Here is a 24,309-nt window from a genome sequence, read left to right on the forward strand (position 1 = left end):
GAATTGTTCTATTTTATAACAACTCTAAGATACTTTTTAGATCCTTATCATTGCTGATATTATTGTTTAAATCGTTAACTAATGAGATAATTTCATTTTGTATGGCTGCTACATAGCCTGTATAAATCTCTTTACTATCTCTTATAAAAACCAAAGCATTTAAAAGCTCATAAGAAACTGAACTATCTGCTTTTGCATACATACGAATCGGTTGGATCACCATACGCATTAATTCTGAAGCGCTTATTTTATTATGTACAACAGTAATGTCACAGTTAGGTACACAAAAAAAAGTTTTTGGTTTAATATTTAATGCTTTTTCTACCAATTGTCCTAACTTAGAAATAGCATTAATAGCAGTTCCAGGGTCATTAATTCCTGGAGACAAGGCTTTTACCGCTACTTCTGTTAATTTTATCATCCCACCCACACCACTATCATCTTCGTGACGATTAGATAGAATATATAAACAAATGTGTAAAGATTCTAATTCTTCTTTAGAAATAGGTTCTTTGATAATAAGCACCGGATCTCCTTTCCAGATATGTTGATCTGGGTATGGAATAATTTCAATTATATTTTCTTTACTTTTTAGGGAATCTTTTAGTAGTTCAATATCGAAAGATCGGTAATAACCAGTTTTATTACTGTATACAACTTTCCAATATTTATCTGATATATTGCGGCTTTTAACAAGGTTATCCTCTTGTTCTGTTTTTTCTTTTCTTAGTAATTTGGAACTAGATATATAAATTTTATCAATAATATTATGTATTTGTATAGCTTGTGATATGCTATGAATAAAATATACAAACAACCCGATACAAAATGTTCCCAATACCGCTGCAACCATCACCGAAAAACCAACCAAGTTTGAAGATGAGCCATATGCTCCCATGGACATTAACACAATTATTGTATACAAAATTGTTCCAATATAGAAACCTAAAATAATTTGATGTTTTTTGTTGGAGATTAATCCAGGCAGCAGTCTTGGTGAAAAATTAGAAGAAGCTTGGTTAAGAACTACCATTACCATGGTAAAACTAAATACTGTTAGTGACAATATGCCACCAAATAAGGTAGAAAGAATTGTTCTAGCCGTCTCATTATCTTGCACTAAAAGATAGGGAACTTTTTTTTTAAAAGAATTGATGACTTCTAAATTTTCTGCAAATAATAGCGCAATTGCAAGAAACAAAAACCCAGTACTAATCAACACAGGATAAAATGCAATACTATGAAATATAGTACTCTTTATTCTTTTAAAAAACTTTAATGTAGATTTCATAATACCATCTCAATTGTTCTTAACGGTATTCGGGATTATCAAAACTCCATCTATTACCATTATCCCATTCTTTTCTAGAATTGCCATAAGCTGGAAAGCCATTTTCTTTCTTCAAAATATAGGCTAGGTTTAATAGATTATAGGTCATAAATGTGGTATTTCTATTTGTAAATTCATTATTCTTTGCATTCGACTCCTCATCTAAATAACTTGGTCCAGGACCTGCTTCTCCTATCCATCCACAATCCGCCTGTGGTGGAATTGAAAACCCTAAATGCTGCAGAGCGTATAAAATTCCCATTGCGCAATGCTTAATTCCATCTTCGTTTCCAGTGATAACACATCCTCCTACTTTACCATAATATATATATTGCCCTTTATCATTCATTTCTCCACTCATTCCATATAACCTTTCAATTAATTTAGCTGCAACAGATGATTTTTCTCCTAACCAGATGGGAGTTCCTATAACGACGATATCTGCTTCCATTACTTTTTGATAAATTTCTGGCCAATCGTCCTTTTCTTTTCCTTCTTCCTTCATATCCGGCATCAATCCATAAGCTATTTCATAATCCACCAATCGCAAATATTCTACTGATACATTTTCTGATTTCATAATATCCATAGATACTTTCATAAGACCTTCGGTATGGCTTTGCTTCGAAGAATCTTTTAAGGTGCAATTGATATAGATTGCTTTTAGCAATGAATAGTCCATGGTCTTCTTTTCGCTCATTATATTCTTTTTTAATTATACCCTCACAATTTCTCTAATCATTTTTACCCATTTAGATGCGATCGACACAATTTTTAACCCAAAACATATTCTGAAAAATTTTAAAAGTGCACTTTTTTAAAACAGTTAATCATAATCGTAAATGCGCACACCTTTAGCACGTACACATTATAATTTTGTAACTATAAAATTGAGCTATCCATAATATAAAATTCAAAAAAACATTTTTAGAGCAAATGTGATATGTAACTTACTAGATAGCTTTTTTAAATTTCTAATCTTTAAACATTTTTATTATGAAAAATTTTATAGGGATATTTATGATTATCCTTTTAATGAGTAGTTGTGATGTACAACAAAAAAAAGAGGCCAAGTTGCCTGAAGTGGATGTAGATGTGGAAACCGAATCAGGACAATTACCAACTTTTGATGTGGATTGGGCTGACGTAAATGTAGGTACCAAAACCAAAACAGTAAAAGTTCCTAAAGTAGTTATTGCGATGGAAGAAGTAGAGGTAGAAGTACCTTATGTAGATGTAGACATGCCAAACTCTGGAGAAAAAGAAGAACTAACATTAACTGTAGAAGCTGAAGTAAGTGATAAAGAACATACTATCGAAATTCAGGAAATCGTAGCTACAAACAATAATTTATATGTTATTTCTGAGCTAAATGAAACTGATCAAAAAATAGGAGACAAAACAATGCGCGTTTCTGATAGAGTAATTTTAAATGCTCCTGATCTAAATGTAAAACATATTATTGCTGGAGAAAAGCCTGATGAAGTGTTTAACGATCAATATAAATACGTAAAAGATATCGCTGAATTTAAATCTACTTTAGACAATACAAAAGTGATTTACACGAGATAGATTATAATTAGGGTTAATCAAAAAATGATCTCTTTTATTAAATAAATAATTAGGGGTCATTTTTTGTTTAAAAATTATGCTCCTACCCTTTTTATCCATAGTTCTAAGATTTATAGTATTCATTTATGCAGGAAGTAATTACAAATACCTCTTCTATACAACAGCTAATAAAGCATCCGGAACAAGTGATTGATAAATTTAATCTCTTGTATGTAAACGACCGTGATTTAGATATTTTCCGTCATAAGGACGGGAATAGATTTATATACAAAAGATCTGGCAAGCTTATATCTGAAAAAAATGAACTCTTTAGAATTGAAAACCTTAAAATCCCGCCTAATTGGAAGAATGTACGAATAACTTCTATAAAAAATGGTCATTTACAAGCTACTGGTAGAGATCAAAAGCACAGAAAACAGTACCGTTATCATCCACTTTGGAAAGAAATCAGAAGTCAAACAAAGTTCTACAAAATGTCGGATTTTGGAGAACAACTTCCTAAAATCCGTAAACAAGTAGATAAAGATCTGGAACTAAAAGAATGGTCTCGACAAAAGGTTTTAGCACTCATTATAAGACTCATGGAGGAGACTCATATCCGTATCGGTAATACTCAATATGCTAAACGAAACAAAACATATGGATTATCTACTATGAGATCTCGCCACCTACAGATAGAAAAGGATAAGTTGAAATTTGAATTTACAGGTAAAAAAGGCAAAAAACACTCTATCACCTTGCGAAACAAAAAATTAATCCGATTGGTAAATCGATGTGAAGAAATTCCTGGATGGGAATTATTCAAATTCTATGATCAAAAAGGAATAAAACATACAGTAGACAGCAGCATGGTGAATAATTACTTGCACGATATTTCTGGAAGCATGTTTACAGCAAAGGATTTTAGGACTTGGTCTGCCAACAAATTGTTTTTTGGAGAGCTCCTAGATTTAGGTGTTGCTAATAAAGAAAAACAAGTCAAAAAAAATATTCTGAAAGCTTATGATGCGGCTGCAACGGGTCTGGGCAACTCCAGGAATGTATGCAAAAAACATTATGTACATCCAATTTTAGTATCAGCTTATGAAAATGGATCTATCCATCAATATTTCGATAAGATTCATGAATGTACTATTGCTAGAGACCATTTCTCTACCTCTGAGTACTATATGCTCTCCTTAATTAGGAATTATACCCCCAACTTCATAAAAACGATTTCAAAACAAAAAAAATAACAATAATGGAAAAAAAGTTCATAGACGCCTGGGATAAAATGATTGAAAAATTAGGATCTTGGATGGATACAATTGTAGTTAATCTTCCTAATGTCTTAATAGCTATATTCGTCTTCATATTATCATTGATCGCCTCTAAGTATATCAGTAAATTAATATTACGAGTTCTTAATAAAAGTAACTTAAGACCTTCTATGAAGAATTTGATATCCAAAATCATTTCTATTTTGGTAATCGCAATTGGTCTTTTTTTAATTTTAGGGATACTTAATCTTAGCAAAGCACTTAACACTATTTTAGCTGGTGCTGGAGTAGCTGGTTTGGCAGTAGGTTTAGCATTGCAAGGAGCACTCGCAAATACATATTCTGGGATTGTACTCTCTTACATAAAGAATTTAAAGTTTGGTGATTGGATAGAAACAAATGATTATGAAGGAGAGGTTGTAGATATTGATTTGCGTGCAATAACGATAAAACAAGTAGATAACAACCTGGTTTACATTCCAAACAAATTAGTGGTAGAAAATCCGATTAAAAACTACTCTACAACATCGCAATCCAGAGTTATTTTAGAATGTGGTGTAGGCTATGAATCAGACCTTAGGTTTGTTAAAAAACTTACTATAGATACTATTGTAAATAATTTTGACGCTGTAGAAAACAAAGAAGATGTTTTGTTTTTATGGAGAGAATTTGGTGATAGCTCTATTAATTACGAGTTGCGATTTTGGATTAATTCTACCTCTGCCTTAGAAGTAGCTAAAGCAAAAAGCGAAACTATGATGTTATTAAAAGATGCTTATGACGAAAATGATATTAATATTCCATTCCCAATCCGTACATTAGATTTCCCGAAAGAGTTTACCATTGGTAACGAAAAGGATGTATCTAAAAACCAATAATAGAAACATCACTATATTGAACATATGAAAAACATAAGCCCAAATATTATCAGGCAGATTTTTATCCTCTTGCTAATCCTATTATTAGGAGGGCTAATATTTAGAGAAATATTACCTTATTTATCGGGTATACTTGGAGCAATTACCATATATGTAATACTACGAAAATGGATGGTTCTTCTCGTTAGAAAAGGATGGCATCCAGATCTGGCAGCTGGCGTATTATTAGTAATATCATTTGTTGGAATATTAGTTCCGATTATTGGGCTTATTTTAATGTTGAGCAATAAAATCGGAAATGTAACCGAAAACTCAGAAAAGTTTATACGCGCCGTTAAAAAGCAATTAGACACATGGGAACATCAAATTGGATACGATATTAGTTCTCAAATCGATCCAGATAATGTTTCTTCATGGATTGCCGAAAACCTTCAAAATTTGGCAGGTGGTACGTTTAATGTGTTTATAGCTATTGGAATCATGTATTTCTTATTGTATTATATGCTTACAAACCGCAAGAAATTAAGAGAATCTCTTTTTGAATACATTCCTATCAATGACGGAAATCTAAAAATTATAGGAGACGAAAGTCAAAAGATGGTAAGATCTAATGCCATAGGGATTCCGTTGGTTGCTATTATCCAAGGATTGGTGGCACTAATTGGCTTTTTTATTTTTGGAATTCCAGATCCTCTTTTTTGGTTTGTGATTGTAACGGTAGGTTCTATGATTCCGTTTATAGGAACGCTAATTGCTATTATTCCGATCTTCATGATAATGCTATCTAACGGAGAAACTTTTCAGGCATGGGGAATTCTAGTATACGGATTAGTAGTAGTCGGATCTTCTGATAATTTGGTTCGTTTATTTGTATTAAAAAGATTGGATAACGTACATCCAATTATCACTTTAATAGGAGTGATAGTAGGTGTTCCGCTTTTTGGATTTATAGGGTTAATTTTCGGACCCTTATTGATTAGTCTTTTTCTAATTGTTGTTCAAATCTATAAATCCGAATATGGCCAATCCGATACTGGAGGACAAGATAAGCTTTGAGCACGATTTCATATGAAATCATATCAGACTACTATACCTACTTCTGTTATAATTTTGATGATAACACTTTCTTTTAAATATTTGAGCTACCTTATTCCCGTCGATTCCATAAAATATGAGTGATGTGGAGATTTTGGTTAGGACCTCCAAAATATCTAAAGGTATATTTTTAATATTTAAGCAATTAATGCATTTCTGGATTAACTTTTGGTCGTGATCTAAACATTCTTCCATCAATTCTAAATACCCCTGTTTTTTAATATGTAATCCAGCGTACAAGTCATCTATATCAAAAACGTGTTTTCGTTTTTCTACCTCAAAAACACTAAGTCCTATTTGTTTTTGTTCAAAAACTTCTACCAGTTTATTAATGTATCCATTTCTAAGGATATTTTGATGGTTTAAAAATCGTAAAAGTTCTGGGTTTTGCACTTTTTGAGATGCCACAAAATATTTACGTTCTGATAGAAACATTGATTTTAAAACATCTTGCAATTCATTAACATATTCCATAATGACTTAATTATTGATTAACAATAAAAGCATGAATCACTCCTGGAATCCAACCTATAATTGTAAGGAGTAAACTAATTAAAAATGCAGTACCTAGACCGTGCTTTAAGAAAACTGCTAAGGGTGGTAAAAAAATATTTAAAAGTATCGTTAGTATAGACATTCGATTAATTTTATAAGGTTTATCATTATTTTATTTTTCGACTAAATAGACTTGCGTGTCATTTTTAAGAACATGAGTGCCATCAGCAACGCGAATAAATAAAGCTAGACGGGCTTTCCTGGATGTTTTAAGGATACTCTTTTTCACTTCTCGTCCTATAGAATACATATGTATTCCCTCAACAGTACCAGATAAAATTTTACTTCCTTGATTCCATTTAACCGTCATTCCTTTTTCTATCATGGTTTCAAATTTTATATAGAATTACTATTCTACTCTCTCAACTTCTTCTTCACTTTTTAGTACATGATCTCCATCCTCTTGTCTAATATATAGAGCTTTATTTCCTTGTTCACCATTTCGTGAAACTTCAGTTCCTTTGATGGTTTTGGTAATTTTATCAGTATAGGTTTCCACTACTTTACCTTCAGCCATTCCATTGCCCCATTTCCATTTAACTATTGTTCCTTTTTGTATCATTTTTTTGGTGACAATTTCCTTTTTTAAAAAATTATAATTTGATTCAAACGGAATTTTTATTGACCCAAAACGATTCTTTAAAACTATTCGCACTTTAAAAAAAAGTTAAAAATCATATGAGTTAACTTTTGTTCTATTTGAACCATTCTTTTTCCTAAATCAGAAATAATTTAGTGGCAAGAACCTGATGATATGATATTAGAAGCGCTTTTAATTTTTGTATGTGGATTTGCAACAGGAATAATTTTGGTTGTCCTCAAAGGATTTCTCAAAATTAATATCAGATATATTTTTTCTAAGAGAAAAATTAGAAATATAAGATGATTTATCGGTAATCATCTTAAAATAATATACCGTATAACTTAAAATATAGTATAAATATGGAAACATATTCTGAAAAGGTAGGAAGTAAATTAAATGATTTATTAGAGAAGACGTATGATGCAGAAAAAGGCTTTAAGAAGGCCGCAGAAAATGTCAAACATTCGTCTCTTAAGAACTATTTCAATCAAAAAGCTCAAGAGCGTTATGAATTCGGTCACGAGCTAAAAAGTGAAATAAAATCCTTTGGGCAAGAAGTAGATAAAGGAGGAAGTATAACAGGAAACTTACACAGAACATGGATGGATGTTAAATCTTTAGTATCTGGTAATAATGAAGAGTCCATGTTAGAAGAAGCTATAAGAGGAGAAAAAGCTTCTGTAGAAGAATATGAAGATGTTCTTGCAGAAACTACACTACCGCCAAGTACACAAACTATCTTAGCAAAACAGAAACAAAAAATAGAACTCGGCTTATCTAATATAAAGAGATTGGAAGACCTAAATTAATTCTACGATTCCCTGTTAATTAGTTGTAAAAGTTCCTCTTATAAGTCTTTTATCCCATAAAGGTTTGTAAGGGGGACTTTATTTATTGACATAATTAATTAAGGTATTAAAATTTTAAAAAAGGGAATTTTATTATTAGGAGGAGTAATGATTATGATATTTTTTTTAGTTTATATTCTTTTGGACTACAGAGATATTTTTTTTTAAATATCTTACAAAAATAACTCCTACTTGTGAGCCCAACGGAGTATACAATTTCTGAAATCGATAAATCTGTATTTCTTATAAGTTTTGCGGCTTTTTCTAACCGCACATTGCGTACAAAATCAGATACGGTTCTTTCATAAATAAATTTAAACCCTTCTTGTAATTTTGCTGGAGAAATACCAGATTTAAGACATAATGATTTAATACTATGTTGAATTTCTGGATGATTTCTGATAAATTCCCCTAATGCTGAAATAGAAGTTAATTCGTTTTTTAGTAAACCAGTAGTGTTTGATTCATTTTCGATTTCTGTATAAAACTGCTCTATATGTTTAGCCAGGATAAGATAATATCTCCCCTTTTGAGAAAGTAATTCCGAAAACTCAATACTATGTTCTATACTAAATAACAATTTTAGTTGTTCAGCTATTTTTAAATTATAATTTCCTAGATGAAAACACTTTGATGTATTCTTTACATTGAATAATAAATCTTGAATTTTCTTATCAAAAAGGTTGTTTTGAAGGTTTGAGTAATCGAAATATTCATTTTTATCAATACAAATTATATTAAACATAAATGAACAATTCTTTTCTATATATATCTTATTAGTTGAAAAGTTATTACTGTGTGCAACTGCAGTATGATATTGCTCTATTTTTAATTGTTCAATAAACTCATCCGATCGGTGATAATAATATCCTTTCAGACAATATAAAAATTGTATAGAATTAGTTGTAATAGAATTTATTGGTAACATCAAATCTTTGAACAATTTGATATCAAAATCATACGTATACAGACCTTTCTGTAAGTTTGTATATCTAATATGACCAACCCCTATAGATGAATCAATGACAAGTGTATGAATATTATACTTTGTTTGAACACTTCCATGAAAAAGTTCATTTAGAGTTTTTAACTCTGATGGAATATTTGAAGTATTCATTTTTACACTTTTCATGTATTCATGGATAACATTTATCTTGTTGAATTTTAGAAGTTTAGCATTTTATGCTATTTGCAAATTTAATCCGCAAATAAACAATTCTTTATCTTTATTGGGTTTTTGATTGACTCTATCGCATAAAAAAATAAACGACTACTAATAATTTCTAAAAAGCATTTAAATGCGTTACTAATTAAATGATACGAGATAACTTTGTCTTGTATATTTTTTTTACTTGCAATCGTAAGAAGAAGAGATGTTTAAAAAAATTGCAAACATAGCAGATAAGGATACTATAGAAACTGAATTTAAAATTAAATACAAGTTTCCAAAACTTTATACCCAAAAATCCGTGATTGACGGTACTAGTGAATCAACGATATCCATTATTACTTCAGAAAACTTAAACAACATATCTTTTGGTATTTGGGGCCTTTTGCCAAGTAACTATCAAGATGAATGGTCTGATTTTCAAAAAGTTTACAACACTCTTCATGTAGAGAAAGATGAACTACATACGAATTTAGTGATAAAGAATTCTTTTGATATAAGGCATTGTGCAATAATCATTACAGGCTTTTATATATATCATTTACATAATGGAAATCTTTACCCATATTACGTTTATCAAAAAAATAGAAAACCATTTTTAGTAGCAGGAATTTATAATACGCTCGATGATGGGTTTATAACCTGCAGTATAGTAACTTCAAAAGCTACTGGAATTGTGCAAACCATCCAAAATCTTTGTAATTCAATGCCAGTTATTATTACCAACAAAGATTACAAAGAATGGTTAAATTCAAAATTAACACTTAATGAAACTAACGAACTTTTAGACAATGCAACATCATCTAAATTAACAGCACATCCAATTGCCAAAGAGTTTTTTAAAAATGATATTTCTTTTGAATCTATGCTAGCCCCAGTTTATTACAACGACATTCCTATTCCCTAATATTTTGGATATCAAAATTTTCTCCAATTATTTCTTCTTTAATAGAACCTATATCTATTTTCAGCGTCATGGGAATCACTCCATATTTTGGGCCTAAGCCATCGGTTAAGAATTTTCCGACGTATTGGTTTGCAAGGACCAAACTTTCAAAAATAAAAATACCTCCAATGGTTTTGGTTTCATCATTTGTATAGCAGAAAAACGATATCAATCCCTTTGTTTTTTTTAAAATACGTTTCCGTTCCGTAGAGATCTTTTCCAGCTCTTCGATTGGCAACGTAGTTTTAAATTTTAGATTTACTAGTGTTCTTTCCTTTTGTGTTAAGGTCATATTTATTAAGATTTGGACAATATCTATCCTTTAAAATGTAATAATTACTACATTTTAGCAGATAGGGTTTCGCATTTAGAATTTGTATTAGTATTCCAAAAACAGCTCTTTCTATTACTCTTTCCTCACTTTTTTCCTGTACTCCGTTGGTAGAATTCCATAGCGCTCAAAGAAGATTTTAGAAAAATAACTTCTACTTTTTAAGCCTATTTTGTAAACGATTTCTGATATAGAATCGTTGGTATTTTTGATATAATCTCTAGAAATTTCTAGCTTTAATTGTCTTATATACTCGTTAACAGATTTTGAGTACAATACCTTAAAACCCAATTGTAATTTCTTAGGGCTCATTCCCGCTCGTGTAGCCAGCGCACTAACGGATAACGGTTCTGAAATGTTATCCATAATATATCCCGATAATTTATGAATCCTTTTTATATCGTATCTGGACAATGATTCTGGAAGTCCCAGATTATTTTCATAATTATAATGTTCTAACATTTGCATAGCCATGATCAAATTTAACTGACCCTCTATAGAAAGGGTTCTTACAATTCCATGATCGTAACTTTCCTGCAATTGCTTGATCTGATCCGCAATTTTCAAATTGTAATTTCCAAAATGCTTATACGGCAAAACATTTTCTTCTTGATTGAATAAAGAAAGTAAACTTTTGCTCAAATAAGTTAGGTTGTTATTTCTTTTCTTTATAAACTTACCAGGCAATACGTAAATGAAGTTTACTTTTACACTAGTATTATTTGGAAAAATATAAGTCTCTTTAGATAACTTTTCACTAGAAATGATAATGTTTTGATAACGTTCGAAAGAATATGATCCTTCTCTGGAGCTATTCTGGTACTCTAAACTACCCTCGGATATAAAAATAAACTCTATAGGGCTTGCATTGCCAACACTAAAGATAATCTTAGTGTCCTCGGTAAAGTTGACATTGTAATCCACTAAAGTAATTCCCCAATCAAAAGCGATACTTCTTATAGATCCTTTTCCAAATTTATTATCAAACTCTAGAACATACTCTCCCCACTGTTCTACGATATTACCCTCTAAGAATTCATTAAGTTGTTGTAAAATTTCCGCACCATCAATACTTCGTATTTCGATTCTCTGCATTTTTTGACTCAATCTAACTTGTAATTTAGCTTTTGTACAAAGAAATTAGATTTAGCCTAAACAGATTAACAATTTTGAAACTTATACTAACACTATTGGTCAGTTTTGCATAAGGAAAAATAGTTATAACAAGGGATTGGAAGCTATATGTACTGAATAAAGTTGTTCTACATTAGTAGTTTATGCAGATTTAGAATCATCTTTATTACCTCTCACTTTATCTAAGTAATTTTTTGGAGTCACACCGTACTTCTTCTTAAATAATTTAGAAAAATAACTTCTAGAATTAATACCAACTTTATAGGTAATTTCGGTTATATTAAGATCTGATTCTTCTAATAAATCTTTAGCTTTTTCTATCCTAAAGTTTTTGATAAACTCATTGACCGATGTATTATATAATTTTTTAAAACCACTCTGAAGTGTATTTTGATTAAGACCAACTCTTTTTGCAAGATTAACAATATTGCCAATACCTTCTATTTCTTCTTCTATAATTGTTACTGCATTTTCAACAGCTTCGATAGTAGCTTGTCTAATTATTTGGCGTTTATCTGGATCTTTCAAATCATCCAAATACTGTTTTAGGAGTAATGTTAATATTTCATATGCTTTCCCTTCTAAATAAACCTGTCGCATAAAACCAGAAAGCTCGCATTCTGTAAATTCTGAAATAAGTTTCGAGATGTCTAGACTATAATTATTTTTACTGTAAAATGTATTGATTCCATTCACATCGCGAAATAGCATTCTGAGATCGTCATGCATATCGGGAAGGAACGATTCTATCTTTTCCTCAAACAGTTTTCTATTAATTTCTAAACTAAAAATACAAATTGGATTACCCGACGGCACCTTAAAAATATGATTATTTGAAGGTGTACTCGCTACAATAATGTTTTCTAACCTTCGTATCTCCTGAAATTTCTCTTCTTCTTCAAACTTATGAAAGATACTAGATTCTCTATTAAAAATTAATTTTAAAGGGTGTACTACTCCCTTTTGTAAATGAAATTGAAATTCTTTTTTTAATAAATAGTCTGTCTCTACAACTCCAACTCCAAAATCAAATTCAAAAGATCGAACGTACCCAGAGCCCAATTCTTCTGGTATACGTATACAATATTCTCTGTTAATTTGTTCATAGTCCACTCCCAAATCATTGGCCATGTCTATGACAATATTTTGAGTCTTTTGATCCTTTACTGAAATCTTTTTTTTCACTTAGATGATTTGTTGTATAATATAAAGATAATCTAATTTAACGAAGTCTTTTAAATTCTATGACCGAAAAGTAAAGGAGTTAAGATCTAAAGTGATACAGTTAAACAATTCCTCTTGATTTAAAGACCTTTACAGCAGTTAAGGTTTGAAAATCAAACCACTCTTTACAGAGCAAGTTAAATCATTAAAAACACACATTATGTTACGTTGGACCGTCATTTTTGTCATTTTAGCAATAGTTGCAGGAATATTTGGATTTGGAGGAATCGCTGCAGGAGCAGCTAGTATCGCCAAGATATTATTTTTCCTATTTATAATACTCTTTTTAGTATCCTTAATATTTGGAAAAAGATTCAAAGCCTAACCAATCCAAACCTTAAATAATTATATGATGAAAAAAACATTTATAACCATAACAACAGTGTGCCTGTTACTTATAGGATTCACTAGTTGTAGAGAAAAGAAAACCACTGGAGAAAAAATTGAAGATGCAGTAGAAGAAACCACGGATGCAGTAGAAGATGCAGCTGATGAAGTTGGAGATGCTGTGGAAGATGCTACTGATGACAATTAATATTTAAATATTAATTGTAAAGAAAAAAACAGGTGATTCTAGGGGTATGGTAATTGCCTGTTTTTAAAATAACCAATTCTAAAAACGCACTCATGAACAATATTCCACTAAAAAAAATTGTAAAGTACACTATAAACTTTTTTATAGTGCTATTTTTATTTATGTGTATTTACTTTATAAAAGTGCTAACCTAACTCTAGTTTAATCAAAAAAACATACTCCTGAATATCCATTCTTTGAATTCATCTCAATTAATAACTCAATATATATTATAGATAAAACTGGGATAAATTTTGTTACTACAAGATTCCTAAAAACCAGAACCTTCTTCGCTTTTTTAAAGTCTAAAAAAAGAAATTATCTTTTGAACATTTATTTTACTAATTTCAATTTTTGAAGTTAATATTAGTATAGAGGCTTTTCAACAAGATCACATATTAAGTATGATATATATTCTATGTCTTTATGGACTCCTAAATTTTTTTGCTACACTACATATCATATTGTATGGATCGAGACCTACAAAATCCTTAAGTTGGCTACTTATTATTTTACTTTTTCCATTTATTGGTATCATTCTTTATATCATTTTTGGAATCAACAGAAGAAAATTTAAATTTTTCAAACTAAAACAAACAGTACGAAGACGTCTTTATAACGAAAGTTTTAATCAAGAACTTATAAAAGAATACCAAAGCCAATTCGACGATAAAATATGCTTCAAACTATCGCAATTGATGAAAAAAAGTTCGGGCTTCACTACACTTTCTGGAAATGAAATTAACATACTACAAGATGGAAAAACGACATTTGATACCATTTTTACAGCACTAGAAAAAGCGAAAAAATTTATTCATCTACAATATTACATCTTAGAAGAGGGCGAATTAGTAGAAAAGTTATATCAAGTAGTAAAAGAAAAAATACAAGAAAATGTAGAAGTCCGCATACTATATGATGCCATTGGCAGCTATTCTCTGAAAAAAAGTACTATTTCGAAGTTTAAAAACGTAGGTGTAAAAATATTCCCTATAATGCCATTGCATTACGGTAGCTTTTTATTCACTTTAAACTATAGAAACCATCGAAAAATACTAATCATTGATGGTGAAATAGGATTTACTGGAGGTGTAAATATTTCTGATAAATATATCAATCCTGAATCCGATTTGGGCATTTGGGATGATACTCATTTATGTCTTAACGGACCCGCAGTTGATCATTTACATCGAGTTTTTATAAAAGACTATTACTTCGCCAGTGATAAGGAGTTACTTTTAACAGATTACTATCTTCCAAAAATAAAAATGGTAGATGATGTGCCTGTCCAGATAGTCTCTAGTGGTCCAGACTCTGATCATCCATCTATAATGCAGCAGTATATCACAATGATCAACCTAGCTGAAGAGTACATCCATATTTCTAATCCATACTTTATACCTAATAGTGCCATGCTGGAATCTCTGAGAATAGCAGCATTAAGTGGTGTAAAGATTAAATTATTAATTCCTAGAAAATCAGATTCCTGGTTAGCTAAATACAGTGTACTTTCTTTCTTAGAAGAATTGCTTTTCCTTGGGATTGAAGTATATCAACAAAAAGAAGACTTCTTACACAGCAAATTAATTATTATAGATGATAAAATTGCCTCGGTAGGATCAGGAAACTTTGACCATAGAAGTTTTGAACATAATTTTGAAACCAATGTGCTAATTTATGATGAAAACGTTTCGAGAGAACTAACTAAACATTTTATTGAAGATTGTGATACGAGTACTCAATTGGACTATGAATCCTTTAAGAACAGGCCTCTAAAAATGAAATTATTAGAAGGTATTGCTAGATTTTTTAATCCACTATTGTAATACAATTTTTAGAGTTTCAATTTTAAACCTCCACGGATATAGAAACTGTTTTGATCGTTTAAGGTTAATACATTTTCTTGATCGTCATCCCTAAGTCTAATATCATTTAAAATTGTAAATCCTCCATACGTATAAAAAACAAGATTTTTGGTAATAAATCGTTCATAACCTAAGCCTGCTAATACAATTGTCATTGATATATTATTGGCTACTTTTTCTTCTGCAGTAATACTATCATTAAAATTTCTATTATTTTGAATATTAGCAAAAAATCCATCCAAGGTAGCGAAAGCCTGAACAGCATTCTTTTTCTTAAATCGATATTTGATATTAGACTTAGGAACTCCCAAAACAAAAGACCAATTAGGTTTAAATTCTCTGTAATAGTTAATAAAAGGCAGTGGAAATGGTCTTCCTGCTGTGGTAGAATAACGGATTCCTAAAATAAGCCTCCAAGGTTTCGGGATCTCTTTTTTTGTATGGTCTTTTATGAAAAAAACTGATCCAGTAAATAAAATATCATCTTTGTCAATTTCTCCATTTTCAAAATTCGACGCTACAATTCCTCCCAATTGTGCAGCAAATCTCCAATCATTTTTTAATTTAAAAGTATATCCTAAACTTGCTTCAAACGAGCTGAATCGTTCCAAATCTGTTTTATCAAAATTCACTTCATCACGATACCTAAAGTTAAAATTTCTGTATTCAATTCCAGGAATCAGGTAGCTACCCTTATCATTTAATTTGATAGGATACTTTATAAATGTCCTGAATCTTCTAAAAGAATTATCACTATCTCTTTGCGGAAAATAGGTGTATTCTATCCTAGCCAAATCAGAAAGTTGGCTATACATCGTAAATGAACATAAAAAGAAAAGGATATAAAGTCTATGCATAAATTTTTAAAAGTTTAGTATTAAACAATAGTTCTAGAAGCGATAAGAGATACGTAGATTTTGTTCTCCAAAGCCTATGCTTGGCATTATCTTTAGGTTTCTATTCTTTTTTTTATGTAATTCTGGAACTAACACTCCCGTTAATGCACCAATTGTGTACCCTAGAATTACATCTGAAAGAAAATGTTTCCCAGATTGGATTCTAAAGTATCCTACTGCGGCAGGAACAATTGCAGCTCCAGCCCATACAAAAGGTTTTGCTTTAGAATCGGGAAAAAAATCACTAAAAACCTTCGCCGCAAAGAACGTTGCTGTTGCTGATGCAGCAGCATGACCACTATAAAAGGATCTCTGAGAGTCTTTTGATAATCGTTCGGATAAAGGAGCTTCTTCAGAATACACTAAAGGTCTAGGCCTATTTACTAAACCTGCAGTTATTGTAAAAAGTGCTCCCGTAGTAGCCATACTTTCTACAAGCATTATTGATAATTGACCTGCATGTCCTCTAGTATCTCCATTTAACAAGAATAAAAATGGAGTAGCAAAAGATGTATAGAAAGGAATATCACTTACTTTATTTATACTTTCAGAATAATTGCCAGCTGCCCATCTATCGAAAGAAGGTATATCATCTCTACTAAGATCATTAAGCTCTTGCTCATTAATCCCTTCCTTATTAACCAATAGCGTAAACCCGTATACGGATCCTGCCACACCTAAGGTTGTCCAAGCTCCATCAACCCATAAGTCGGTTTCATAGGGTGAATCCTTTTGCGAATAACTATTTACTGTACAAAAAACAGTTAATAGAATTAATGTAAATGTTCTAACTATCATATGATTTGTTTTTTTGTTTAAAAATTAAATGAGAATCCAAATGAAAACCTCAACCCATCTTCACCTGTAAATAAATTTAGAGTACCCTGAATAGCATCCGTACTATTCAACCAAAATCCACCTCCAAAATCGCTATGCCAAGTATTTGTAATATCTGCACCTTCTAACCAAACTCTACCTGTTCCAGTTCCTACGAATACTCCAATTTGTAGTGGAAGAAGACGCGTCTTAAATTGATCGAAACTGTACCTTAGGTCTATATTTCCTGCTAGAGCACTCTGACCAGAAAAACGTTGATTTCGATATCCTCTTAGTAGATTTTCTCCACCAATCTGAGCAGATTGATAGAACTCGTAATTTCGTCCAACATTAAAATGTCCTAAAACTGCAGTTTTAAGTACTAGTTTCCTGTTTCTAATAATCGAATTGTAGAACCCTAAATAAGGTTTGATATAACCGTATGCTCTCTCAGAATCTTCTAAATTTAATTTACCACCTGCCTTCACTTCAAACTTCATTCCCTGAGTAGGATTCACATCCACATCATAACTTTCATATCGATATGTAGTCTCTGCTCCTGCAAACCATAAACGATCAAAAACTCGGCTATTCCCTTCTGTAAAAATGGACTCAGAAATAAATCGGTCAGGAGTCTGTTCGGCCTCAACACCTTCTATAGAAATACGATGATTAAAATAACTTCCGAATCTTCCTCGTTTTACTACACCAATATGGCCTCCATATCGACTTAATCGAACACGATTATAATCGAAATCTAATTCGTCCTGATTATTTTGACTATCATTACCAAATCCAAAAAAGTTGACAGCAAAATTCGGGTTGGAATACAATCCCGAGATTTCTACATTATAATCTCCTAAAAGCCCAGCAAATTCTCCAGTATATTCAATATCGAAACTTTGCGTCGCAAAATAATACCCAAGTCTTATTTGATGCTGACGTGTAAACGGATTTCTAAAAAAACCGTTATAAGTGTATGTATTTGATAATCCTAATTTGACTCCATCATCTGGGTTAAATCCAACAGTTGGAACAATTGAATTACTATTGAAAATCCGTTGATCCTTATTGAAATGATTTACTTCATAATTATCGGTAAACCTAAAAGATGCACCACCTTTTTTCTTAACTGTATTTGGTTTTGTTTTATGATCATATACCGTAATTTTTCTTCCTTTCTTGATATTATATATATCATTATTTTGACCTCCTATTATTCTAATTTTAATAGGGTTTTCTGGTTTTCCTGATACCTCAAAAACATCATCATCATCCAAACCATAAATCCATATTTCCTTCGTATACTCTTTACTGTATATTTTCTCATTAACAATATCTGCTTTTTCACCATCTTTGATTCTGGAAATGGTAATTTTAGTTTTACCCTTAGGGAGCCTTTCTATTTCTATATAATCATCTTTATCCGTTCCTGTAACTATTGCTAATTTTGCCAAGTACTCATAGTAGCGCTCTGCTATATTTACCAAGTTATCTCTACGTCCTTTTAATTTAGTGACGATGTCAGTCGTTGTTTCATTTTGCACTTCAATAGGAAGGTGAGTAAAAGCTTCCTCTATATCTTGATCACTTAAATTGTTCTTTATGTATGTTGCTTGTTGAACCCAATTGTCTTTACTACTATTGTTCAATAGCGACCTATCCATTCTAAGAGCGGATATATTCATCCACTTTTCGTCTTTGATATCATCGCCATACACCTGAAATTGGTTTGCAAAGCCAAGTAAACCACGAAGTGTTCCTAAAAAAGCTCCGTCGAAATTAGAAAACACCTGATCTCGATCTCTAGGGATCGGTTTAAAAAGTCTATTCCCATTTTCTAGTTTGTATTCTGACCATCTCCATTGATCCTCATGTCTATCCCAATCTCCTATCAACATATCAAATAATCGTGCTCTTATGTAAGCAGATTCATCGAGTTTGTATTTTTCATCTCTACGTAATCTTTCGAAAAGGTCATTTGTACTTTCTATATCATCAGGTTCTCCAAAAGATTTCAAATCTTTATGACCTTCTTCAGGACGTTCTTCTATCATATATAATTCGTCTCCATAACTCTTATTATAGTCTTTTAAAGCTTCCTGTTTGGGTATATAATAGAGCTTTGGATTCGTGTGAAAAACACCTACCGCATCTGCTAATTTTGGAATTGCCAGAAAGGCAAATGGATGTGCAGCCGTGTAGAAATCTTGCAAAATGTCTTCTGAAACTGTGTTTTTTAGAGAATTACCTACGTAGTTATCTTTAAATAAAGTAGACTGTAGAAACAATACACTACTTTTTCTAAGTGCTCGCATATTATATTCTCTACCCTGCTTATCCACCAATCGTAAAGATCGTGTTTGATGACCTCCACCTCTTCTAACTACTGTAAGACCGCCATAAAGAGTGTCTAATTGGACAACGGGTGTTTCGATTTTAGTCCCATATAATTTTCTATAATGATCTCCCCATATTCCTTTATAAAATTCGGTACGCCTAGTCCCTTCCAGATTATAAACTGACGCTTTTATTTTATTATTTGTAATTGGTTTAAGAGAAGAAGTATCGAACTTTTTATTGGCAGGAAATATTTCTTTGGTATATACTAATTCTGGTTTCCCATCTTTATTCACAAAAAATGACACTTCTGATGAACCATCCGTGTATATATTTAGCTTCGCAAAACCTTGTGCTCCATAGGCAAACAATCCATTGTTTCTAAGCGTTGCATATGAATTTTTAGATCCAGATCCTGATACGATCTGTTTTATACTACCTTCTTCTATATATTGCAAGGAATGTTCATGACCTGATGCAAATATGATATTTCCCGCAGTCGTTGCATTTGCTAAAGTCTCTAATCGATTAACCAGTTGTTTATATTGCTTATTTAAATTATCCTGACTAGAAACACCTCCACTGGTTCTAATCAACAATGATAAAGATGCTAATCCTGGTAAGGGTATTTTCTTTTGTGAAGGAAATAGATGTTTTTCTAAAGCAAAATTACCTCCATGGACTCCGTTTGTATAAAGGGGATGATGTAGGGCAAACAGAATAGTTTTGTTCTGATTTTTTTTGAATTCACTTTCTATTTTCAAGAACAATGCTTCTCTGGTCTTAATTTCTGGACAGTTATCATTTATAGTAGGATGTTTGTCCCAATCTTCTAAAAACCATTGTGAATCAAATAATATCAATTGTACATTTTCACTAATCTCAATACTTTCTAACGCGCATCCTGTCTTTGGTTTAAAAAGTTTATTATCATCTAATTGATCCTCTATATAATCTTCTTCTCGTTTTAATCCTTTAAGCCCTTTGTTGTACCAATCATGATTCCCTGGGATAAAATAGACTTTACCACCGAAATTCTTTACCGCTTCTATCTGTGCATCCAGTCTATGCTCTGCTAACTTTCTTTTCTTGCTTTCTTTATCAGGCATTCCTTCTGGATAAATATTGTCTCCTAAAAAAATTGTGTAATCTCCCTCTTGCGGATGCTCCGCTATGTACTTTTTTAAGGCTGTTAATCCTAAGGTACTTTGATTGGGCTTAGCATATCCTGCATCACCTATTAAATAAAAAGTTTTGTCTACTGTCTTTTCAGCAACTAAAACTCCAGATTCATCGAAAGGTTCTCGATATTTAGGCTCATATGTCGCACAACTGCAAACAATGAAAAGAATAAGACTATAACATGTATTTTTAAAATTCATAAAACTATTTCTATTTTGATATTTTTTCTGAGACAAAGGATTCCCATTCCGAAAATTTCTCTTCAGACATGACTCTTTCCATTTTTACCTGTCCTCCTTTTTTCTTTTGAGTTCCGCTCCATTCTGAGAAAATGGATACAGGAACTGTTGTAACTTTGACTCCTTTGAGAGATTTACTTCTAGCAACTTTATAGTTTTTGTTGCTATTTTTTAAAGATTGGTCTAAAGCTTCGGCCAACTCTTGATCATTAATCTCTGTCTCCATACCTAAATACCAACAGTGATAAAATTCGCCATCAATTCTTTTTGCGGATAGAGTAAATTCGGGTATTTCTGTATTAAATTTTTCTTCTAGTTCCCGAAGTGCTGTATTCATTTTGTTGACTGATAACTGAGATCCCACGACATTTAAGAAAAACTTAGTTCTTCCTGTGATTCTTATTTCAGCTCTATCAATATCTGTAAACTCAATAGTATCGCCGATGATATATCTCCATGCTCCAGAAACCGTACTAATGATTAAGACATAATCTTGATCTGTTTCCACCTCATTAATTGTGATGGAAGGTGCATTCTGTTTAAGGGATCCATCTGGATTGATATATTCGGGTTTAAACGGCACAAATTCGAAATAAATACCATTATCAGTAATTAACTTCATAGCATCGGTTTCGGGTCTCTCTTGATAGGCTATAAATCCTTCAGAAGCCAAATAAGTATCAATAACAGTGATCGGTTGTGCAAGTAATTTATTGAAGCTTTTTTCATAGGGTCCAAAAGCTACTCCTCCAGAGGTATACACCTGTAAATTTGGCCATATTTGGTGTATATTATTAAGTCTGTAATATCTTATAATTTCCTGCAATAATAACTCCATCCATGAAGGGATTCCACTTAGTGCTCCTATATCCCATTCTTTTGCATGCTTGACAATATGTTTTACTCTTTGGTCCCAGTCATCGATTCTAGCAATTTCCTTTCCCGGTTTATAATACCCTTCGAACCAAAAAGGAATATTACTAGCACTAATTCCACTAATTTCTCCTTCTAAATGACCATCTTTCTGTTTTAAATCTGTGGAACTTCCTAACATCAAGATTTCTTTCTCAAAAAAAGAGGGTGGTAAATCAAAATTTGCAAGTGCTTCTACCTGCTTAATTCCTGCTTTACGAATTGCCGTAATCATATCTTCGGTTACGGGAATTCGCTTACTTTTTTTACCAGTAGTTCCAGAGCTTAATGCGAAATAATCTGGATTTCCCGGCCATGTCACATTCTCTTCTCCTTCTACCACTCTTTTCCAAAAATCATGATGTATTTGATGATAATCACTATAAGGAACTCTTTTCGCAAAATCTTTCTGAACCTCTTCTGATTTAGCTAGAGAATTAAAATCATACTTTTCTCCAAATTCTGTTTTTTCTGCCTTACGTAATAAATCGATGAGTACTTTTTTCTGGGATTCTATGTGATTAGGTTCATTTGATAATGCTCCTTTTAAATCAATGGCTCCTTTAATTAATGATCCTACAATTTCCATAAACTTCTATTTTGTTATTATTGGTTTAGCAACCTGCTCCGCAAAACTCATATCAGCAAAAGCCACAATAAATGCGATAACAGAAAGAATGATTCCGATTGTAAATACTATATAAGTTACCTTCAGTAGTCTGTATTTCTTTTTTAAAACAATCCCTAATAAGTAGAGATCTTTTGTGAGCATTTTATAGACATATTTTTTATCATTAATCACCTCATCAATAGCTTCTTGGTAGCGGTCATATGACATTTTGAAAAAATTCCCAAAAAACAAAAGGTTCACTTTTCTATTTTTCACTTGTTCTTTTGTGAACTCGCCTCCCGTTACTTTAGGTTGTGTTGATCTTATAGAAAGAATAATGGATGCCACACTAAACAAGATTAGTATAAGACTAGGAATCATTAAATGTCGGTTAGATGGTGCATCTAGCTTAGGAATCAAGTTTGCCAACGCAAGAGAAATAATAATCGCATTTACAGAAAGAAGAATATTTGCTTTTGTATCTGCTATATCACTTAACTTTATATGATTTCTAAGGGTAACTCTATATAGTGTTTGAATGCCTCTTTCAGGGCTTTCATTTTTATACTTTACTTTTAATTTTGCTTTTAGCTTTTCTTTATTTCTTTTTCTAATTCTCTTTTTTTTCTTCTTCAGAATTGATAATAAGTTCTTGTGTTTCTCTGGTTCCCAATGCTCTACTGCATATTTTGTATAATATCGATGCTCTTGTGTAAATAACTTTATATTTTCTTCTCTCCATTCTTCGGTACTATATTCATAAGTGCCTTCTAATTTTAATTCCTGAAGCAATAAATTACTAACCTTATCAAAATATTTCTTGGCTAAATGAGAAGTATCTGCATCTTTTAAAATCTCTTCACACTCGTTGATAGGTTGTTGATCAATTCTTGTTGCCAGAATGCAGTCAGTAATCAAAATGATCTTTTCTGAACTTATCTGTTCCTTTTCCAAAAAGTCTCTAGCTAAATCAGCACTTCTTTCTTCGTGATTTTTGGAACCTTTTATATAGCCAGCATCATGAAACCAAGCAGAAATCAATACAATTTCGTGCAGCTCTTCTTTAATATTGCTATGCTCTAATATTTCTGAAGCAGCTGTAACTACTCTTTTTGTATGCAAATAATTATGATACAAATAACTAGGTGAAAGCTCCTTTTTAAAGAGCTCAAAAATGTATGTTTCTGATTTTTTAAGTATTGATTCCATGTTAGTAAATTCCTTGATGATGCGTAAACGCTATTAGTTTTGCTCAAACTCCTTAGTCAACAAAAGAATTTCATCTGGTGATAAATACAATCTTCTTATTCTATCCTTATATTTCTGGGGTAAACTTGCATTATCTAGAATAAATCTTTTGGTCTGTAGGATGTAATGCTGCATATTATGGGTTAAAGCATATACATCAGCTGCTTTTTCAGCCTCTCGTATGTAATTTTGAGACAACAAATACCTAATGCCGTACCACACTAAGTTTATTGAACTTCTCTGTTGATAATCAATTACATGTCCTAGTTCGTGACCAAACCAACCAATCAAAACCTCAGAAGGAATATCTTCGATTTTTAATACCAATCCATCCAGGCTAAATGAATTACTAATTAGTATTACATATTTTCTGTTTTTTTTAGATCGAAAAAATGAACGCAACTTTGGTTGAGCCTTCATAAATGATTTATTAAGAGATGGCTGTATTTTAAACTCTATAGCTACTTCTTTTAACTCTGGATAATACGAAAGCGCCTTAAGAATTTCATTCTTTAGATTGCCCGGTAATATCTTGTTATTTTTATGTATTATCTCTTGTGAAAAAATCATCATTGGTATTAATGTCACTACTAGGTGCAGGATATATTTTTTAATTCTTTTTATAACATTCGAATTTGAATAATGGCAAGATATATCAGATTTGATCCAGAGTTTGATGCATATGATAGAAAGGGTAACTCTTT

25 protein-coding genes are annotated in these 24,309 nt (G+C 31.6%); 9 read left to right on the forward strand and 16 right to left on the reverse strand.

The genetic code is table 11. The features are described 5' to 3' along the window. Nucleotides 1-13: 13 nt before the first annotated feature. Together Q1A73_RS09370 and Q1A73_RS09375 are read right to left on the reverse strand one after the other, a co-directional pair. On the reverse strand, nt 14-1,291 hold the full coding sequence (locus tag Q1A73_RS09370) for a DUF2254 domain-containing protein (RefSeq protein ID WP_299604559.1): 1,278 nt from the start codon (nt 1,289-1,291) through the stop codon (nt 14-16). Between the two features lie 19 nt (nt 1,292-1,310). Then, nucleotides 1,311-2,030, reverse strand: a complete 720-nt coding sequence (locus tag Q1A73_RS09375; protein ID WP_299604562.1) for an NAD(P)H-dependent oxidoreductase — start codon at nt 2,028-2,030, stop codon at nt 1,311-1,313. A 296-nt stretch (nt 2,031-2,326) separates the two neighbouring features. Here Q1A73_RS09375 and Q1A73_RS09380 point away from each other — a divergent pair, with 296 nt between their 5' ends. The 4 genes from Q1A73_RS09380 (at nt 2,327) to Q1A73_RS09395 (ending at nt 6,095) form a co-directional block, all read left to right on the forward strand. Continuing rightward, a complete protein-coding gene (locus Q1A73_RS09380; RefSeq protein WP_299604565.1) occupies nt 2,327-2,902 on the forward strand; it encodes a hypothetical protein in 576 nt (191 codons plus the stop codon). A gap of 125 nt (nt 2,903-3,027) precedes the next feature. Beyond that, a complete protein-coding gene (locus Q1A73_RS09385; protein ID WP_299604567.1) occupies nt 3,028-4,137 on the forward strand; it encodes a DNA topoisomerase IB in 1,110 nt (369 codons plus the stop codon). A gap of 5 nt (nt 4,138-4,142) precedes the next feature. Next, nucleotides 4,143-5,039: a mechanosensitive ion channel family protein gene (locus tag Q1A73_RS09390; protein ID WP_299604570.1), complete on the forward strand. Its 897-nt coding sequence runs from the start codon at nt 4,143-4,145 to the stop codon at nt 5,037-5,039. Between the two features lie 24 nt (nt 5,040-5,063). After that, complete coding sequence (locus Q1A73_RS09395; RefSeq protein ID WP_299604572.1) at nt 5,064-6,095, forward strand: AI-2E family transporter; 1,032 nt, start codon at nt 5,064-5,066, stop codon at nt 6,093-6,095. A gap of 18 nt (nt 6,096-6,113) precedes the next feature. Here Q1A73_RS09395 and Q1A73_RS09400 read toward each other — a convergent pair whose 3' ends face one another. Genes Q1A73_RS09400 through Q1A73_RS09415 form a run of 4 tightly spaced genes read right to left on the reverse strand, consistent with a single transcriptional unit; the run spans nt 6,114 to nt 7,251 of the window. Beyond that, complete coding sequence (locus tag Q1A73_RS09400) at nt 6,114-6,608, reverse strand: hypothetical protein (protein ID WP_299604574.1); 495 nt, start codon at nt 6,606-6,608, stop codon at nt 6,114-6,116. A 10-nt stretch (nt 6,609-6,618) separates the two neighbouring features. Next, a complete protein-coding gene (locus Q1A73_RS09405; protein ID WP_299604576.1) occupies nt 6,619-6,771 on the reverse strand; it encodes a YqaE/Pmp3 family membrane protein in 153 nt (50 codons plus the stop codon). A gap of 30 nt (nt 6,772-6,801) precedes the next feature. After that, nucleotides 6,802-7,014 carry a hypothetical protein gene (locus Q1A73_RS09410; protein WP_299604578.1) on the reverse strand — a complete coding sequence of 71 codons (213 nt, stop codon included), beginning with the start codon at nt 7,012-7,014 and terminating at the stop codon, nt 6,802-6,804. Nucleotides 7,015-7,038: 24 nt separating this feature from the next. Then, a complete protein-coding gene (locus Q1A73_RS09415; protein ID WP_299604581.1) occupies nt 7,039-7,251 on the reverse strand; it encodes a DUF2945 domain-containing protein in 213 nt (70 codons plus the stop codon). 380 nt (nt 7,252-7,631) lie between these two features. Here Q1A73_RS09415 and Q1A73_RS09420 point away from each other — a divergent pair, with 380 nt between their 5' ends. Further along, nucleotides 7,632-8,081 carry a PA2169 family four-helix-bundle protein gene (locus tag Q1A73_RS09420; RefSeq protein WP_299604584.1) on the forward strand — a complete coding sequence of 150 codons (450 nt, stop codon included), beginning with the start codon at nt 7,632-7,634 and terminating at the stop codon, nt 8,079-8,081. Nucleotides 8,082-8,232: 151 nt separating this feature from the next. Here Q1A73_RS09420 and Q1A73_RS09425 read toward each other — a convergent pair whose 3' ends face one another. After that, on the reverse strand, nt 8,233-9,252 hold the full coding sequence (locus Q1A73_RS09425) for an AraC family transcriptional regulator (RefSeq protein ID WP_299604587.1): 1,020 nt from the start codon (nt 9,250-9,252) through the stop codon (nt 8,233-8,235). Between the two features lie 241 nt (nt 9,253-9,493). Here Q1A73_RS09425 and Q1A73_RS09430 point away from each other — a divergent pair, with 241 nt between their 5' ends. Beyond that, nucleotides 9,494-10,195: an SOS response-associated peptidase family protein gene (locus Q1A73_RS09430; RefSeq protein WP_299604590.1), complete on the forward strand. Its 702-nt coding sequence runs from the start codon at nt 9,494-9,496 to the stop codon at nt 10,193-10,195. Here the strand turns inward: Q1A73_RS09430 and Q1A73_RS09435 are convergent. The 3 genes from Q1A73_RS09435 to Q1A73_RS09445 all read right to left on the reverse strand — a co-directional run bounded on the left by Q1A73_RS09435 (nt 10,185) and on the right by Q1A73_RS09445 (nt 12,884). Further along, nucleotides 10,185-10,526, reverse strand: coding sequence for a hypothetical protein (locus Q1A73_RS09435; protein WP_299604592.1), 342 nt, complete (start codon nt 10,524-10,526; stop codon nt 10,185-10,187). The two genes, Q1A73_RS09430 and Q1A73_RS09435, sit on opposite strands and share 11 nt — an antisense overlap. A 114-nt stretch (nt 10,527-10,640) precedes the next feature. Further along, nucleotides 10,641-11,660, reverse strand: coding sequence for a helix-turn-helix domain-containing protein (locus Q1A73_RS09440; RefSeq protein ID WP_299604595.1), 1,020 nt, complete (start codon nt 11,658-11,660; stop codon nt 10,641-10,643). Nucleotides 11,661-11,840: 180 nt separating this feature from the next. After that, nucleotides 11,841-12,884 carry a helix-turn-helix transcriptional regulator gene (locus Q1A73_RS09445; RefSeq protein WP_299604598.1) on the reverse strand — a complete coding sequence of 348 codons (1,044 nt, stop codon included), beginning with the start codon at nt 12,882-12,884 and terminating at the stop codon, nt 11,841-11,843. A gap of 199 nt (nt 12,885-13,083) precedes the next feature. Here Q1A73_RS09445 and Q1A73_RS09450 point away from each other — a divergent pair, with 199 nt between their 5' ends. The 3 genes from Q1A73_RS09450 (at nt 13,084) to cls (ending at nt 15,323) form a co-directional block, all read left to right on the forward strand. After that, entirely contained in the window at nt 13,084-13,248 is a 165-nt protein-coding gene (locus tag Q1A73_RS09450; protein WP_299604601.1) for a DUF1328 family protein, read from the forward strand. Between the two features lie 27 nt (nt 13,249-13,275). Next, nucleotides 13,276-13,458 (forward strand): hypothetical protein, encoded by a 183-nt coding sequence (locus tag Q1A73_RS09455; RefSeq protein ID WP_299604604.1) that lies wholly within the window; start codon nt 13,276-13,278, stop codon nt 13,456-13,458. Nucleotides 13,459-13,901: 443 nt separating this feature from the next. Then, on the forward strand, nt 13,902-15,323 hold the full coding sequence (cls, locus tag Q1A73_RS09460; RefSeq protein WP_299604606.1) for a cardiolipin synthase: 1,422 nt from the start codon (nt 13,902-13,904) through the stop codon (nt 15,321-15,323). 8 nt (nt 15,324-15,331) lie between these two features. Here the strand turns inward: cls and Q1A73_RS09465 are convergent, their stop codons facing one another. The 6 genes from Q1A73_RS09465 to Q1A73_RS09490 are packed head-to-tail and all read right to left on the reverse strand — an operon-like array spanning nt 15,332 to nt 24,178. Next, nucleotides 15,332-16,219, reverse strand: a complete 888-nt coding sequence (locus Q1A73_RS09465) for a DUF6268 family outer membrane beta-barrel protein (RefSeq protein ID WP_299604608.1) — start codon at nt 16,217-16,219, stop codon at nt 15,332-15,334. A 33-nt stretch (nt 16,220-16,252) separates the two neighbouring features. After that, a complete protein-coding gene (locus tag Q1A73_RS09470) occupies nt 16,253-17,056 on the reverse strand; it encodes a phosphatase PAP2 family protein (protein WP_299604611.1) in 804 nt (267 codons plus the stop codon). Between the two features lie 17 nt (nt 17,057-17,073). After that, nucleotides 17,074-20,796, reverse strand: a complete 3,723-nt coding sequence (locus tag Q1A73_RS09475) for a metallophosphoesterase (RefSeq protein ID WP_299604614.1) — start codon at nt 20,794-20,796, stop codon at nt 17,074-17,076. Between the two features lie 10 nt (nt 20,797-20,806). Beyond that, nucleotides 20,807-22,336, reverse strand: coding sequence for a GH3 auxin-responsive promoter family protein (locus tag Q1A73_RS09480; RefSeq protein WP_299604616.1), 1,530 nt, complete (start codon nt 22,334-22,336; stop codon nt 20,807-20,809). A gap of 6 nt (nt 22,337-22,342) precedes the next feature. After that, nucleotides 22,343-23,566 carry a Pycsar system effector family protein gene (locus tag Q1A73_RS09485; RefSeq protein WP_299604619.1) on the reverse strand — a complete coding sequence of 408 codons (1,224 nt, stop codon included), beginning with the start codon at nt 23,564-23,566 and terminating at the stop codon, nt 22,343-22,345. Between the two features lie 33 nt (nt 23,567-23,599). Continuing rightward, entirely contained in the window at nt 23,600-24,178 is a 579-nt protein-coding gene (locus Q1A73_RS09490) for a hypothetical protein (RefSeq protein ID WP_299604622.1), read from the reverse strand. Nucleotides 24,179-24,309 lie beyond the last annotated feature (131 nt).

The sequence above is a fragment of the uncultured Aquimarina sp. genome (assembly GCF_947492115.1).
GTDB lineage: Bacteria > Bacteroidota > Bacteroidia > Flavobacteriales > Flavobacteriaceae > Aquimarina.

Coding starts and splice junctions, on each gene's coding strand:
- Q1A73_RS09370 (WP_299604559.1), bottom strand. CDS start 1,291: ATGAAATCTACATTAAAGTTTTTTAAAAGAATAAAGAGTACTATATTT.
- Q1A73_RS09375 (WP_299604562.1), bottom strand. CDS start 2,030: ATGAGCGAAAAGAAGACCATGGACTATTCATTGCTAAAAGCAATCTAT.
- Q1A73_RS09380 (WP_299604565.1), top strand. CDS start 2,327: ATGAAAAATTTTATAGGGATATTTATGATTATCCTTTTAATGAGTAGT.
- Q1A73_RS09385 (WP_299604567.1), top strand. CDS start 3,028: ATGCAGGAAGTAATTACAAATACCTCTTCTATACAACAGCTAATAAAG.
- Q1A73_RS09390 (WP_299604570.1), top strand. CDS start 4,143: ATGGAAAAAAAGTTCATAGACGCCTGGGATAAAATGATTGAAAAATTA.
- Q1A73_RS09395 (WP_299604572.1), top strand. CDS start 5,064: ATGAAAAACATAAGCCCAAATATTATCAGGCAGATTTTTATCCTCTTG.
- Q1A73_RS09400 (WP_299604574.1), bottom strand. CDS start 6,608: ATGGAATATGTTAATGAATTGCAAGATGTTTTAAAATCAATGTTTCTA.
- Q1A73_RS09405 (WP_299604576.1), bottom strand. CDS start 6,771: ATGTCTATACTAACGATACTTTTAAATATTTTTTTACCACCCTTAGCA.
- Q1A73_RS09410 (WP_299604578.1), bottom strand. CDS start 7,014: ATGATAGAAAAAGGAATGACGGTTAAATGGAATCAAGGAAGTAAAATT.
- Q1A73_RS09415 (WP_299604581.1), bottom strand. CDS start 7,251: ATGATACAAAAAGGAACAATAGTTAAATGGAAATGGGGCAATGGAATG.
- Q1A73_RS09420 (WP_299604584.1), top strand. CDS start 7,632: ATGGAAACATATTCTGAAAAGGTAGGAAGTAAATTAAATGATTTATTA.
- Q1A73_RS09425 (WP_299604587.1), bottom strand. CDS start 9,252: ATGAAAAGTGTAAAAATGAATACTTCAAATATTCCATCAGAGTTAAAA.
- Q1A73_RS09430 (WP_299604590.1), top strand. CDS start 9,494: ATGTTTAAAAAAATTGCAAACATAGCAGATAAGGATACTATAGAAACT.
- Q1A73_RS09435 (WP_299604592.1), bottom strand. CDS start 10,526: ATGACCTTAACACAAAAGGAAAGAACACTAGTAAATCTAAAATTTAAA.
- Q1A73_RS09440 (WP_299604595.1), bottom strand. CDS start 11,660: ATGCAGAGAATCGAAATACGAAGTATTGATGGTGCGGAAATTTTACAA.
- Q1A73_RS09450 (WP_299604601.1), top strand. CDS start 13,084: ATGTTACGTTGGACCGTCATTTTTGTCATTTTAGCAATAGTTGCAGGA.
- Q1A73_RS09455 (WP_299604604.1), top strand. CDS start 13,276: ATGAAAAAAACATTTATAACCATAACAACAGTGTGCCTGTTACTTATA.
- cls (WP_299604606.1), top strand. CDS start 13,902: ATGATATATATTCTATGTCTTTATGGACTCCTAAATTTTTTTGCTACA.
- Q1A73_RS09465 (WP_299604608.1), bottom strand. CDS start 16,219: ATGCATAGACTTTATATCCTTTTCTTTTTATGTTCATTTACGATGTAT.
- Q1A73_RS09470 (WP_299604611.1), bottom strand. CDS start 17,056: ATGATAGTTAGAACATTTACATTAATTCTATTAACTGTTTTTTGTACA.
- Q1A73_RS09475 (WP_299604614.1), bottom strand. CDS start 20,796: ATGAATTTTAAAAATACATGTTATAGTCTTATTCTTTTCATTGTTTGC.
- Q1A73_RS09480 (WP_299604616.1), bottom strand. CDS start 22,336: ATGGAAATTGTAGGATCATTAATTAAAGGAGCCATTGATTTAAAAGGA.
- Q1A73_RS09485 (WP_299604619.1), bottom strand. CDS start 23,566: ATGGAATCAATACTTAAAAAATCAGAAACATACATTTTTGAGCTCTTT.
- Q1A73_RS09490 (WP_299604622.1), bottom strand. CDS start 24,178: ATGATGATTTTTTCACAAGAGATAATACATAAAAATAACAAGATATTA.